The sequence below is a fragment of the Pseudomonas sp. RC10-4-2 genome, assembly GCF_050433085.1.
Lineage (GTDB): Bacteria > Pseudomonadota > Gammaproteobacteria > Pseudomonadales > Pseudomonadaceae > Pseudomonas > Pseudomonas aeruginosa.
In genome coordinates this window covers 851,410-864,149 of sequence record NZ_JBNPXX010000001.1, presented here as the reverse complement: position 1 = coordinate 864,149, position 12,740 = coordinate 851,410, and the positions used below count along the sequence as shown (strand labels likewise).

The window sequence follows — 12,740 nt, the reverse complement described above, 5'->3', positions numbered from 1 at the left end:
GGGCCAGGCAGTCCCCCGGGGCGGACAGCGCCAGCGGCGTTATCCGCCATCCAACGCCGGCGCGGCGGATAACCGCAAACGGTTATCCGCCCTCCGAAGCGGTCGGCGGCGCGCGATCACTCCGCCGTCGGCTTCTTGCGCTTGAGCGGCGCCATGCCGTCGGCGCTGACCACCGCCGACGGCCCGGCCTTCGGCCGCGCGGCGGGCTTGCGCTTGGCCGCAGGCTTGGCGGCGGCGCCCTTCCTGTCCTGCTTTTTCTTCTTGCTGCCGGCGGCCTTGCCCGACGCCTTGAGTTTCTTCGGCCCCTGGTAGGCGGCCTTCAGTTCCTTGATGTTGCGTCGTTCGAAGTTCTGCTTGAGGTAGCGTTCGACGCTCGACATCAGGTTCCAGTCGCCATGGCAGATCAGCGAGATCGCCAGGCCCTCGGCGCCGGCGCGACCGGTCCGGCCGATGCGGTGCACGTACTCGTCGCCGCTGCGCGGCATGTCAAAGTTGATCACCAGGTCCAGGCCTTCGACGTCCAGGCCGCGTGCGGCGACGTCGGTGGCGACGAGGATCTTCACCGCGCCCTGCTTCAGGCGCTCGATGGCCAGCTTGCGGTCCTTCTGGTCCTTCTCGCCATGCAGGACGAAGACCTTGTGCTGGTTGGCGATCAGCCGCCCGGTCAGGCGATCGGCGGAGACCCGGGTATTGGTGAAGACGATGGCCTTGGTGTAGGTCTCGTTGCTCAGCAGCCATTGCAGCAACTGTTCCTTGTGCGCCACGTCGTCGGCGGTGATGACCTGCTGGCGGACATTCTCGTTCAGCTCGCCGACCTGGTTCAGGCGCAGCACTTGCGGCTCGCGCAGCACCTCGGCGATCACCTTGTTCAACCCGGCGCCGCTGTGGGTGGCGGAGAACAGCAGGGTCTGGCGCTCGGCCGGGCAGGCATTGGCCAGGGCCAGCACGTCGTCGGCGAAGCCCATGTCGAGCATGCGGTCGGCCTCGTCCAGCACCAGCACCTCGATGTCCTGCAACGGCAGGTTGCCGGCGTTGCGCTGCTCGAGCAGGCGGCCGGGGGTGCCGATGATGATCTCCGGGTTCTTGCGCAGGCGCGCGCCCTGCACCTTGAAGTCCTCGCCACCAGTGATCAGGCAGGCCTTGATGAAGGTGAACTGGGCGAAGCGCTCGACTTCCTTGAGGGTCTGCTGGGCCAGCTCGCGGGTCGGCAGGAGGATCAGCGCGCGCGCCAGGGAGCGCGGCTTGTCCTCGGCCAGCAGGCGGTGCAGCAGCGGCAGCAGGAAGGCCGCGGTCTTGCCGCTGCCGGTCTGCGCCGTGACCCGCAGGTCGTGCCCCTCCAGCGCCTTGGGAATGGCCGCGGCCTGGACCGGCGTCGGCTCGCTGAAGGACAGGCTTTCCAGTGCCTTCAGCAGGCGTTCGTGGAGGGGAAATTGGCTGAACAAGGGAGACCTCGGCATTGCACGTGAAAATGGACAGGTGCATAGCCTAACGGTTGCCGCGCCGGCGCGCAGGCTTTATTCGCGCGGCACGACGGCCAGTGCCGGCGTCGCAATCGGCTCGACGCCGGGTCGCCGCCAGGCAAGCACGGCGCGGGCGGCGATCGCAGACTCGTTCGACGCCCGCCGCCCAGAGGAACCAGGTCATGCCCGACGCGCCCGCATCCGCCGCCGAACGCCTCGAACGGCTGCCGCTGAGTCCATATCACCGACTGGTCTTCGTGATCATCGCGCTGGCGTTCTTCTTCGACTCGATGGACCTGGCGATGATGACCTTCCTGCTCGGCTCGATCAAAGCCGAGTTCGGGCTCGACTCGGCGCAGGCCGGGCTGCTGGCCAGCTCGAGCTTCTTCGGCATGGTGATCGGCGCGGCCCTGTCGGGCATGCTCGCCGACCGCTTCGGGCGCAAGCCGGTATTCCAGGCCAGCATCGTGCTCTGGGGCCTGGCCAGCTACCTGTGCTCCACCGCCGGCGACCTCGACAGCCTGACCTTCTACCGGGTATTGCTGGGGATCGGCATGGGGATGGAGTTTCCCATCGCCCAGTCGCTGCTGTCGGAGATGATCCCGGCCAGCCGCCGCGGCAAGTACATTGCGCTGATGGACGGCTTCTGGCCGCTGGGCTTCGTCGCTGCCGGCTGCCTGTCCTACTTCCTGCTGCCGCTGACCGGCTGGCGCAGCATTTTCCTGGTGCTGGCGCTGCCGGCGGTGTTCGTCCTCGCCATCCGCTTCCTGATTCCCGAGTCGCCGCGCTGGCTGGAGCAGGCCGGCCGGCGCGAACAGGCGGACCGGGTATTGCGCGACATAGAAGCACGGGTGATGCGTTCGCTGGGCCTGACCGAGCTGCCGCCGCCGCTGCGCCAGCCGCAGCGGGAACGCAGCCGTCCGGGCTTCTTCAGCGCCTTCGCCGAACTCTGGTCGCCAGCCTACCGGCGCCGCACCCTGACCGTCTGGGGCCTGTGGTTCTTCGCCCTGCTCGGTTTCTACGGCCTGACCTCCTGGCTCAGCGCGCTGCTCCAGCAATCCGGCTTCGCCGTCACCCAGTCGGTGTACTACACGGTGCTGATCTCGCTGGCCGGGATACCCGGCTTCCTCTGCGCGGCCTGGCTGGTGGAAAGCTGGGGCCGCAAGCCGAGCTGCGTGCTGATGCTCCTCGGCGGCGGCGCGATGGCCTACGCCTACGGCCAGACCGCGGTGTTCGGCGGCAGCCTGGCGCTGCTGATCGGCTTCGGCCTGGCCATGCAGTTCTTCCTGTTCGGCATGTGGGCGGTGCTCTACACCTATACGCCGGAACTCTATCCGACCTCCGCGCGCGCCACCGGCTCGGGCTTCGCCTCGGCGGTCGGGCGGATCGGCTCGCTGCTCGGCCCGCTGGTCACCGGGCTGGTCCTGCCGCTCACCGGCCAGGGCGGGGTGTTCACCCTCGGCGCCCTCTGTTTCGGCGTCGCCGCCCTGGTGGTCTGGGCCTTCGGCATCGAGACCCGCGGGCGCACCCTGGAGGAGCTTGCCGGCTGAGCCCGCGCGTCGGCGGAAAACCTTTGTAGACACGTCGGGGATGCGATCCGGCGCCCGATGGGGCACTCTTGGTTCCTTTGTGCGTTCCCGGCCCCCGCGTCGGGATCTCCGTTCAACCGCGGGGCCGGCCCGTCCCCCCCGCCCGCAACAAAGGAAGTCGCCTGTCCATGGACTCCACATCCCTTCTCGACCAGCTCTCCGGGTACTGGTCGGCGCTCGACCAACACCCTATCCTGCACGCCGGCCTGGCCTTCGGCCTGCTGCTGGTGGGCGCCCTGATCCTCGGCCGGGTGGCCCGCTACATCGTCCTCTACGCCGCCAACCTGCTCGCCCGCCAGCCCGCGCTGCACTGGCTCGGCGACCTGATCCGCAACAAGGTGTTCCAGCGCCTGGCGCAGACCACGCCCTCGCTGCTGGTGCAATTCGGCCTGCCATGGATCCCGGAGATGCCGGACAAGGCCGCGCACTTCCTCGGCAACCTGGCACTGGCCTTCACCGTGCTGTTCCTGATCCTCGCCCTCACAGCGCTGCTGAATGCCCTGCTGGACATCTACGCGCGTACCGAGCACGCCCGCACCCGCTCGATCAAGGGCTACGTGCAACTGGCGAAGATCGCCGTGTTCGTGTTCGGCGCGATCATCATCGTCTCGATCATCATCGACCGCTCGCCGCTCCTGCTGCTGTCCGGCCTCGGCGCGATGTCGGCGGTCCTCCTGCTGGTCTACAAGGACACCCTGATGTCCTTCGTCGCCAGCGTGCAGCTCACCAGCAACGACATGCTGCGAGTCGGCGACTGGATCGAGATGCCGCAGGTCGGCGCCGACGGCGACGTGGTGGACATCACCCTGTACACCGTGAAGGTGCAGAACTTCGACAAGACCATCGTCTCGGTGCCGACCTGGCGCCTGATGTCGGAGTCGTTCAAGAACTGGCGCGGCATGCAGCAGTCCGGCGGACGGCGGATCAAGCGGGCGATCTACGTCGACTCCAGCCAGGTGCGTTTCCTCGACGAGAAGGAAGAGCGGCGCCTGAGCCAGGTGCGCCTGCTCACCGAATACATGGCCCGCAAGCAGACCGAGTTGCAGGAGTGGAATGCCGCCAACGGCGGGGTCGCCCCGCTGGCCGCCAACCGCCGCCGGCTGACCAACATCGGTACGTTCCGCGCCTACGCCCTCGCCTACCTGCAGAACCATCCGGACATCCATCCGCACATGACCTGCATGGTCCGCCAGTTGCAGCCGACCGCCCAGGGCATCCCGCTGGAGATATACTGCTTCACCCGCACCACCGCCTGGGTCGACTACGAGCGCATCCAGGGCGACGTGTTCGACTACCTGCTGGCGGTGATGCCGGAGTTCGGCCTCGGCGCCTACCAGCAGCCCAGCGGCCAGGACCTGCGCCAGGGGCTGCAGGGCATGCTCGAAGGGCGTGACGCCGAGGCCCGTTCGTTCGAGGCGTTGGCCGCACCGAGCCGCAGCGACGAAGCCACTGTCTGAAGCGAGGGGAGCGCCGTCCATGAAACCGCACCTGATCTACTACGTCGCCACCAGCCTGGACGGCTTCATCGCCCGTCCCGACGGTAGCGTCGACTGGCTCGACCGTTTCGCCGAGGGCGGCAACGACCATGGCTACAACGGCTTCTACCAGGGCATCGACGGGCTGCTGATGGGCCGCGGCACCTACGATATCGTGCGCGGCTTCGGCGACTGGCCGTATCCGGGCAAGCCCTGCCAGGTGCTCACCCGCAATCCCCGGGAGAGCGCGGTGGAAGGCGTCGAGTTGCGCCATGGCACGCCCCAGGAAGGCCTCGCACGCCTCGGCGAACAGGGCTGCCGGCGGGTCTGGCTGGCCGGCGGCGGCAGCCTCGCCGGTAGTTGCCTGGCGGCCGGGCTGCTCGACGAGGTGATCGTCAGCGTCATTCCGCAGCTGCTCGGCGCCGGCATCCCGCTGTTCGCCGGCGGCCGCGAGCGGCGCCTGCAACTGCTGGAACAACATGGCTACAACAGCGGCATCGTACAGATGCGCTACCAGGTGATCGCCGAGGACGACCCGCAATGACCGACAACCTGCTGAGCATTTCCGCCGCCTGCCTGTTCGACGACCAGGGCAACCTGTTGCTGGTGCGCAAGCGCGGCACCCAGGCCTTCATGCTCCCGGGCGGCAAGCGCGAGCCGGGCGAAACGCCCCTCGCCGCGCTACAGCGCGAACTGCTGGAGGAACTGCGCCTGCCGATGGGCGCCTCGACCTTCGAGCACCTCGGCAGCTTCCAGGCGCCGGCGGCCAACGAGGCGAACACCCGCGTCGATGCCGATATCTACGTCGCCCGCCTGCCCCACGCCGTCTGTGCGCAGGCGGAGCTGGAGGAACTGGCCTGGCTGGTCCCCGGCCAAGCGCAGCCGGACAATCTCGCGCCGCTGCTGCGCGATCATGTCCTGCCGGCCCTGGCGCGGCGCGCGGCGGAAAACCCGGAAACCCAGGCCGAACACCGGACGCGCCCCGATCATGTGCGCTAGCGCTAGCGCTACCGTCAACGAAAAAGGCCACCTCGGGGTGGCCTTTTCGCGTTCTCGCACCGATCGCGCGGAATATCGGCGGTTAACGCCTCTCCCCCGTGCGCAGCCTGCGGCAGAGCCTCAGAACGAAGTCCGGCGGTAGGCACGGTAGCGCGGGAACCAGAAGTTCGCCTCGATGGCGTCGTTCAGTACCTCGTCGCTGGTATGCAGGGCCTTGCCCTCGGCCTGGGCCTGCTTGGCCACGGCGACGGCGATGCGCTTGCTGACCTCGCGGATGTCGCCCAGCGCCGGCAACACGGCGCCCTCGCCCTGGGTAACGATCGGCGAGCAGTTGGCCAGGGCGTTGGCCGCGGCCATCAGCATGCCTTCGGTGACCCGGTTGGCCCGCGCGGCGATCACCCCCAGGCCGATGCCGGGGAAGATATAGGCGTTGTTGCACTGGGCGATGGGAATCCGCTTGTCGCCCACCTGCACCGGTTGGAACGGGCTACCGGTGGCGACCAGCGCCTGGCCGTCGGTCCAGTTGAGGATTTCCTGCGGAGTCGCCTCGACCCGCGAGGTCGGGTTGGACAGCGGCATCACCAGCGGCTGCTTGCAATGGCTGTGCAGCTCACGGATGACCTCTTCGGAAAACAGCCCGCGCTGCCCGGAGACGCCGATCAGCACCGTCGGCCGGGCATTGCGGATCACTTCCAGCAACGCCAGGTCGTCGCCCTGCTGGCCGCCCCAGGCACCGAGATCGGCGCGCTTCTGCGCCAGGCGGTGCTGGAAGTCGAGCAGGTTGCTCATGTCGTCGGTGAGCAGGCCCCAGCGGTCGACCATGAAGATGCGCCGACGCGCCTGGGCCTCGTCCAGGCCCTCCAGTTGCATGGCGGCGATGATCTGTTCGGCGATGCCGCAACCGGCGGAGCCGGCGCCGACGAAGGTCACGGTCTGCTCGCTGAGCTTCTCGCCCTTGGCCTTGCAAGCCGCCAGCAGGGTGCCCACGGCCACCGCGGCGGTGCCCTGGATGTCGTCGTTGAAGCAGCACAGCTCGTCCTTGTAGCGCTCCAGCAACGGCATGGCATTGGTCTGGGCGAAGTCCTCGAATTGCAGCAGGACGTTGGGCCAGCGGCGCTTGATCGCCTGGATGAACAGGTCGACGAACTCCTCGTACTGCGCCCCGCTCACCCGCTCGTGGCGCCAGCCCATGTACATCGGGTCGTTGAGCAGGTCCGGGTTGTTGGTGCCGACGTCCAGCACCACCGGCAGGGTGTAGGCCGGGCTGATACCGCCGCAGGCGGTGTACAGGGACAGCTTGCCGATCGGGATGCCCATCCCGCCGATGCCCTGGTCGCCCAGGCCGAGGATCCGCTCGCTGTCGGTGACCACCACGATCTTCACGTTGTTCTTGGTGGCGCTGCGCAGGATGTCGTCGATCCGCTCGCGGTCCGGGTAGGAGATGAACAGGCCGCGGTGGGTCCGGTAGATCTTCGAGAACTCCTGGCAGGCCTGGCCGACCGTGGGGGTGTAGATGATCGGCATCATTTCTTCCAGGTGCTCCTCGAGCAGGCGGAAGAACAGGGTCTCGTTGTTGTCCTGGATCGAGCGCAGGAAGATGTGGCGGTCCAGATCGGTGTTGCACAGGTTGTACTGGCTGTAGGCGCGCTCGGTCTGCTCCTCGATGGTCTCGATGTTGTGCGGCAGCAGGCCCTGCAGGTTGAAATCGATGCGTTCCTGGGTACTGAACGCGCTGCCTTTGTTCAGCAGCGGCATCTCCAGCAGCGATGGGCCGGCATGGGGAACGTACAAGGGACGCTTGGCTGTTTCGGTCATATCTGGACTCGCTTCTACGGGCTTCACTCGGGTACGGGGACCACGAACATACCCCCGGCGCAGAGGCTTTCCAAGGCCACGGCGAACAACAGGTCATTGCCGGACCCGCAAGTATCGCCACTTGCACGGCGAAACCGGCGCGTCACATCCGGAACCGATCATTCGACGAATGGTCAGAAGGCTGGCGTCAAAATAGGTCACAATAGCCGCCGCTTTCGTAGGGGAATACGCTGGGAACGCCGATGAGTCCCCGATTTTCCTTCGTTAAGCCCGTTATCGCCGGGACAACCTGAATGCATCCAGGCCCGGAAGCAGTTGGCCGTTTCGTTTGACGGCCTGGTCGGAAGAGTCAGGAGGGCTCGTTCCGGTCACCCAGAAGACACTCCGATGAACAGAGAGTAACCACGAACCAGCGGAAGCCTGGACCGTTATTCACGCACGCGAAGACATGCCGAAATGCGTTCACCCTTTTTGACATGCCTGTCTGTAGGCTTCGCGGCCCTTCTGGCCGCCCTCTCGACGCCCAGCCTGGCTTCCAACCAGGTCACCCACACCTTCAAGCCGTCGAAGAATTCCACCCTGTCGCCCAGCCGGGTCGTCAGCACCCGCCAGTCCGCCAACCGCTCGGTGGTCGCGGCCGCCGCTTCCGAAGTCACCGACCGCGCCTTCAGCATGATCGGCACCCCCTACCGCTGGGGCGGCACCACGCCGAAGAAAGGCTTCGATTGCAGCGGCCTGGTCAACTATGTGTTCCAGGACGTCGATGACGTCGACCTGCCGCGGACCGCCCGCGCCATCTACAACATGGACAACAACAAGGTCTCCCGCGGCAAGCTGCAACCGGGCGACCTGGTGTTCTTCCGGATCCGCAGCCGCAGCGTCGACCACGTCGGCATCTACGTCGGCAACGACCGCTTCGTGCATGCGCCGCGGCGCGGCAAGAAGGTCCGCGTCTCCGACCTCAACAGCAGCTACTGGAAACGCCACTACCTGGCCGGCAAGCGCATCCTGCCGACCACCCTCGCCCAGGTCGAAAGCACCCGCAAGCGCTGATTCCGGCGCCTGCGGCTCGCTCAGATGCCCCGCCGCGCCTGTTTCCTCAGCAGGCGCGCGCTGTCCCAGCCGGTCAACAGCACCGCCAGCCAGATCGGCGCGTAGGTCCATAGCTGCTCGGGACGGAACGCCTCGCCGAGGAACAGTACCGCCACCAGGAACAGCAGCACCGGTTCGACGTAGCTGAGAATCCCGAACAGCCCCATCGGCAGCAGCCGGCTGGAAGCCATCATCGCGCCGAAGGCCAGCGCGCTGATCAGCCCCAGCATCGGCAGCAGCAGCCACAGGCGCGGCGCCTCGCGGAAGGCCTGGCTCTCGTCGCCCAGCCAGTACAGCGCGGCCAACGCCAGCGGCAGCAGGAAGAGCATCTCGAAGACGAACCCGGACAGCGCGTCCACGCCCATCCTGCGCCGCAGCATGAAGTACGGGGGATAGCCCAGCGCGGTGACCAGGGAGACCCAGGAGAACGCGCGGGTCAGCCAGAACTCGTGGAGCACCCCGGCCAGCGCGCAGGCCACGGCGATAGCCTGCAGCGGCGTCAGGCGCTCGCCGTAGAACACCCGCCCCACCAGCACCATCGCCAGCGGCAGGAGGAAGTAGCCCAGCGACAGTTCAAGGGTTTTCCCGGCCAACGGCGCCCAGATGAAGATGCCCCATTGCAGCAGCATCATCGCCGCGGTCAGCGGGAAGCAGGCCAGCAGCCAGGGCTCGGCGAACAGCCGGCACCAGGCGGCGCGCAGGGTCGGCCACTGGCGGGTGGCGACGACCAGCAGGAATACCATCGGGATCGACCAGACCACCCGATGCGCCACCACCTGCAGGCTGTCCAGCGGCTCCAGCAGGTGGACGTAGCCCGGCAGGGTAACGAACAGCACCGAGGCGGCCAGCGACAGCAGCACGCCCTGTCCGGAAATCCTCATGCACGCACCTCGCGCCGGCCGAGCCGGTTGACCCACAGCGAAGCGACGATCACCGCGCCGCCCAGGGCCAGGCGCGGCAGGTCGGCGTGCTGGTTCCAGATCAGCAGGTTGAGCAGCAACCCGACCGGCACGTGCAGGTTGTTCATCACCGCCAGGGTACCGGCGTCCACCTCGGTGGCGCCCTTGTTCCACCAGAACTGGCCGAGGGCGGTGGCCAGCAGCCCCATCCATACCAGTACGCCCCATTGCAGCTCGCCGGCCGGCAGGCGCTGCGGATCGCCGAACAGCAGCCAGGCAGGCAACGCCACCAGCAGCGCGCCAACGAAGAAATAACCGAAGCGCTGGCGCTGCGGCAGCTCGGACGGGTACTTGCGCACCAGGCGCTTGTACAGCACCTGGCCGGCGGCGAAGGTGGCGTTGGCCAGTTGCAGCAGCAGGAAGCCCTGGAGGAACTCGCCGGTGATCCCGTCGTAGCGGATGATCGCCGCGCCCAGCACCGCCACCAGCGCGGCGGCCAGGGCCCAGAAGTTGAAGCGGCGGTTGAGCAGGTCATCGAACAGGGCCACGTGGACCGGCGTCAGCACGGTGAACAGCAGCACCTCGGGCACCGTCAGCACGTTGAAGCTCAGGTACAGGCAGACGTAGGTGATGCCGAACTGCAGCGCGCCGACCAGCATCACCCCGCCGACGAAACGCGGTTCGACGCCGCGCCAGCGGGTCAGCGGGAGAAACACCAGGCCAGCGAGAAGGACCCGGGTAAGCACGGCGAAGTAGCTGTCGACCTGGCCGGCGAGGTACTCGCCGATCAGGTTGAAGGAGAACGCCCAGAGGACGGTGACGAACAGTAGATAACGCATGGACCAGGCACCAGGATGGGGCGCCGACCATAACGTTTTTGCCGCCGCCAAGGAAGGCCGCGCGGGCCCGCGGCCACCCTCGCCGGCCCTGTATTACTTGCCGTGCGCGGTGGGCCAGCGGTATTCGAGCCAGTGCTCCATGCGCTGGCGCAACAAGCCGCTCTGCTCGGCGATGTGCAGCCACTGGTCGACGTAGCGCTTGAAGGCCTCGTCGCGCGGCAGCAGGTAGGCCTTCTCGGCGAAGTCGAAGGGTTGCTGCGGATGCACGGCGCAGAGTTCCGGGTGCAGACGCGACTGGAGGCGGGCCTCGATGGCGTCGGTCATCATCAGGTCGGCCTTGCCGTCGACGATCTGCTGGAAGATCGTCACGTTGTCCGGATGCACCAGGATCCGGGCCTTCTTCAGGTTCACCCGGGCGAACTTCTCGTTGGTGCCGCCGGGGTTGACGATGGCCGTCACGCCCGGCTGGTCGATCTGCTCCAGGGTCTGGAAACGCGCTTCTTCGCTACAGAGGGTGATCGGCGTCTTGCCGTCGCGCAGGTAGGGAATCGAGAAATACGCCTGGCGCTGGCGCTCCAGGTTGATCGAGATGCCGCTCATGGCGATGTCGAAGCGGTCGTCGGCGAAATCGCGCATCAGGTTCGGCCAACTGGTCGGCACCACTACCAGCTTGGCCCCCAGGCTCTCGGCCAGGCGCTGCGCCATGTCCACGTCGAAACCGGCGTAACCGCCCTCTTCCGTGCGGTAGCTGAAGGGCTTGTAGTCGCCAGTGGTGGCGACGCGCAGCACGCCGCTTTCGAGGATGCGGTCGAGGCGGCTCTCCTGCGCCTGGAGGCTGGCGCTGGCCAGCAGCGCAAGGCAGGCCAGGGCCTGGACGAGATGGCGGAATGACTTCGGCATGGCGACTCCTCGGGATGGCGGACCGCAGAGAGACTACGCAAGTCGGCAGCCGCGGCCAAATCCCGGAATGCAGGGGAACGCCCGATGACGCCGGGGCGCGGGCCGAGCATGCGGCAGGAGAAGCGGAAAAAAGTGCGCGAAATGGCTGACGACCTCACACCGCCATCGACAGCGGTACGCCCTGCAGCCATTCCGGGTGGTAGCGCAGCAGCATCTCCAGGCCGCGCTCCTGGTAGGCCGGGAAGCTGATCGCGACCAGCGTCTCGCCCTTGACCTTCTGCGGCGGGCCGAGGCGCTGGAGGATCACGCCGTTGCGAACGAAATAGCGCTCCATGGCCGTGGTGGTCACCGCCACCACCGAACTGGCGCCCAGGTACCAGGCGCATTGCAGGCTGGACCAGAATATCTTCATCGCCAGTTGCGGATCGTCCGCCGCGCTGGCGGCGTAGCGCGAAAGCTCCCATACCGACGGATCGCTGGGCGGGGTTTCGCTGCACAGGTAGGCGAAGACTTCCTTGAGCAGGTAGGCGTCGGTCGTCGGCAACAGGCGGGCACAACCGCAGATACCCTGGCGGCCCATGGCGACGATGTAGCGGGTTTGCGGATGGTCGAACTGGTCGAACTCCTGGTCGCGGACCCTGGAGGTGGAGACCACGTCCCAGCCCAGCTTCTCGATGAAGACCTGATGCCGGTAGCGTCCCAGCTCGGCGATCATGGCGGCGGAAAGCCCTTCCAGCGATTCAGAGAGCAATTCGATCATGACCAAGTCCCCGTGTCGTGCCGGCCGAGAAAAAAAGGCGGCATCCCTACCCTGATACTCCTGGGCCCTCTCAGTCGGAGGACATACCAGCACACACATGAGGGGGAAGACTAAAGGAGGATGAACGGCAGGCAACCTGCCAGATCTGGTAGGGCGCGCCAGCCGGCGCGCCCTAAGCATCAGATGAGGCCCAGCGCCGCGGCGTAGGCGGCAGCCAGCGTCTTGTTCGGCGCGTCGAACTTCTTCTGGATGTTCTTGTGGTGGAAGTTCACCGTGCTCTCGGAGATGCTCAGGATGATGGCGATTTCCCCGGAGCTCTTGCCGTCGGCGGTCCATTGCAGGATCTCGCGTTCGCGATGGCTCAGGCAGACCGGGTTGGACATCAGCATCGGATGCTCCAGATCGGTCAGCTTCTGGGTCAGCAACTCGATCATGCAACGCAGCCGCAGGCGTATTTCCTCGCGCTCGAAGCTGGAGATATTCTGCTGGTCGCGCGCCACGGAAAGCACGCTGAGCAAATTGTTCGGCGCGCGGATCGGCAAGGTCGCGCCGACACAGAGGCCCCAATCGCGAGCCTCGTTCCAGAGCATCCGGCTCTGGTCGAACAGGCTGTCGCTCCAGACTACCATTTCCGAGGAGCGCAGGCCGTTGAGGATCGCCGGATCCACGGCCCCGTAGTTCTGCATCTGGTATCGCTCCAGCCAGGCCTTGGGATAGGTGCCATGGACCTCGGTCTTCGGCCGGGTGAAGGGAATCGTATGGCGCACGCCATAGGCGTAGTAATCGAAGCCCAGGCGCCGCACTTCCTTTTCCAGGACGGCGAACACGCCCTGGCTGTCGTGGATCGGCTGCATCTCGCTACGCAAACCGTCCCACCACAGCAAAAAGCCTCCGTCATTCCTCATTGCAGTA

The 12,740-nt window shown here is 66.7% G+C and carries 12 protein-coding genes; 5 read left to right on the top strand and 7 right to left on the bottom strand.

Translation table 11 applies throughout. From position 1 onward, the window contains the following. Positions 1–116: 116 nt before the first annotated feature. A complete protein-coding gene (locus tag FHW81_RS04030; protein ID WP_003122185.1) occupies positions 117–1,457 on the bottom strand; it encodes a DEAD/DEAH box helicase in 1,341 nt (446 codons plus the stop codon). 185 nt (positions 1,458–1,642) lie between these two features. On the opposite strand from FHW81_RS04030, the gene FHW81_RS04025 reads away from it, so the two are divergent. From FHW81_RS04025 to FHW81_RS04010, 4 genes are all read left to right on the top strand, one after another. After that, complete coding sequence (locus FHW81_RS04025; RefSeq protein ID WP_003113893.1) at positions 1,643–3,010, top strand: MFS transporter; 1,368 nt, start codon at positions 1,643–1,645, stop codon at positions 3,008–3,010. A 167-nt stretch (positions 3,011–3,177) separates the two neighbouring features. Next, complete coding sequence (locus FHW81_RS04020; protein WP_003103754.1) at positions 3,178–4,506, top strand: mechanosensitive ion channel family protein; 1,329 nt, start codon at positions 3,178–3,180, stop codon at positions 4,504–4,506. A gap of 19 nt (positions 4,507–4,525) precedes the next feature. After that, on the top strand, positions 4,526–5,068 hold the full coding sequence (locus FHW81_RS04015; RefSeq protein WP_003119560.1) for a dihydrofolate reductase family protein: 543 nt from the start codon (positions 4,526–4,528) through the stop codon (positions 5,066–5,068). Then, positions 5,065–5,523: an NUDIX hydrolase gene (locus FHW81_RS04010; protein ID WP_003113894.1), complete on the top strand. Its 459-nt coding sequence runs from the start codon at positions 5,065–5,067 to the stop codon at positions 5,521–5,523. The genes FHW81_RS04015 and FHW81_RS04010 overlap by 4 nt, the downstream gene beginning before the upstream one ends. 120 nt (positions 5,524–5,643) lie before the next feature. Here FHW81_RS04010 and FHW81_RS04005 read toward each other — a convergent pair whose 3' ends face one another. Next, entirely contained in the window at positions 5,644–7,338 is a 1,695-nt protein-coding gene (locus FHW81_RS04005) for an NAD-dependent malic enzyme (RefSeq protein WP_003103761.1), read from the bottom strand. Between the two features lie 456 nt (positions 7,339–7,794). Here FHW81_RS04005 and FHW81_RS04000 point away from each other — a divergent pair, with 456 nt between their 5' ends. Beyond that, positions 7,795–8,391, top strand: coding sequence for a C40 family peptidase (locus FHW81_RS04000; protein ID WP_003103763.1), 597 nt, complete (start codon positions 7,795–7,797; stop codon positions 8,389–8,391). Positions 8,392–8,411: 20 nt separating this feature from the next. On the opposite strand, the gene rarD is transcribed toward FHW81_RS04000, so the two are convergent. The 5 genes from rarD to rhlR form a co-directional block, all read right to left on the bottom strand. Beyond that, positions 8,412–9,311 carry an EamA family transporter RarD gene (gene rarD, locus FHW81_RS03995; RefSeq protein ID WP_003103767.1) on the bottom strand — a complete coding sequence of 300 codons (900 nt, stop codon included), beginning with the start codon at positions 9,309–9,311 and terminating at the stop codon, positions 8,412–8,414. Then, on the bottom strand, positions 9,308–10,168 hold the full coding sequence (locus FHW81_RS03990) for a carboxylate/amino acid/amine transporter (RefSeq protein ID WP_003092000.1): 861 nt from the start codon (positions 10,166–10,168) through the stop codon (positions 9,308–9,310). Before FHW81_RS03990 ends, rarD begins: the two co-directional genes overlap by 4 nt. Positions 10,169–10,261: 93 nt before the next feature. Further along, on the bottom strand, positions 10,262–11,068 hold the full coding sequence (gene pheC / locus FHW81_RS03985) for a cyclohexadienyl dehydratase (RefSeq protein ID WP_015649271.1): 807 nt from the start codon (positions 11,066–11,068) through the stop codon (positions 10,262–10,264). A 154-nt stretch (positions 11,069–11,222) separates the two neighbouring features. Further along, positions 11,223–11,828: an acyl-homoserine-lactone synthase gene (rhlI, locus tag FHW81_RS03980; protein ID WP_003111059.1), complete on the bottom strand. Its 606-nt coding sequence runs from the start codon at positions 11,826–11,828 to the stop codon at positions 11,223–11,225. Positions 11,829–12,007: 179 nt separating this feature from the next. Then, positions 12,008–12,733, bottom strand: a complete 726-nt coding sequence (gene rhlR, locus FHW81_RS03975) for a transcriptional regulator RhlR (RefSeq protein WP_003119559.1) — start codon at positions 12,731–12,733, stop codon at positions 12,008–12,010. Between the last annotated feature and the right edge of the window lie 7 nt (positions 12,734–12,740).

What these genes read in the sequence shown, in the direction of transcription:
- FHW81_RS04030 (WP_003122185.1), bottom strand. Translation starts at nt 1,457, where the DNA reads ATGCCGAGGTCTCCCTTGTTCAGCCAATTTCCCCTCCACGAACGCCTG.
- FHW81_RS04025 (WP_003113893.1), top strand. Translation starts at nt 1,643, where the DNA reads ATGCCCGACGCGCCCGCATCCGCCGCCGAACGCCTCGAACGGCTGCCG.
- FHW81_RS04020 (WP_003103754.1), top strand. Translation starts at nt 3,178, where the DNA reads ATGGACTCCACATCCCTTCTCGACCAGCTCTCCGGGTACTGGTCGGCG.
- FHW81_RS04015 (WP_003119560.1), top strand. Translation starts at nt 4,526, where the DNA reads ATGAAACCGCACCTGATCTACTACGTCGCCACCAGCCTGGACGGCTTC.
- FHW81_RS04010 (WP_003113894.1), top strand. Translation starts at nt 5,065, where the DNA reads ATGACCGACAACCTGCTGAGCATTTCCGCCGCCTGCCTGTTCGACGAC.
- FHW81_RS04005 (WP_003103761.1), bottom strand. Translation starts at nt 7,338, where the DNA reads ATGACCGAAACAGCCAAGCGTCCCTTGTACGTTCCCCATGCCGGCCCA.
- FHW81_RS04000 (WP_003103763.1), top strand. Translation starts at nt 7,795, where the DNA reads ATGCGTTCACCCTTTTTGACATGCCTGTCTGTAGGCTTCGCGGCCCTT.
- rarD (WP_003103767.1), bottom strand. Translation starts at nt 9,311, where the DNA reads ATGAGGATTTCCGGACAGGGCGTGCTGCTGTCGCTGGCCGCCTCGGTG.
- FHW81_RS03990 (WP_003092000.1), bottom strand. Translation starts at nt 10,168, where the DNA reads ATGCGTTATCTACTGTTCGTCACCGTCCTCTGGGCGTTCTCCTTCAAC.
- pheC (WP_015649271.1), bottom strand. Translation starts at nt 11,068, where the DNA reads ATGCCGAAGTCATTCCGCCATCTCGTCCAGGCCCTGGCCTGCCTTGCG.
- rhlI (WP_003111059.1), bottom strand. Translation starts at nt 11,828, where the DNA reads ATGATCGAATTGCTCTCTGAATCGCTGGAAGGGCTTTCCGCCGCCATG.
- rhlR (WP_003119559.1), bottom strand. Translation starts at nt 12,733, where the DNA reads ATGAGGAATGACGGAGGCTTTTTGCTGTGGTGGGACGGTTTGCGTAGC.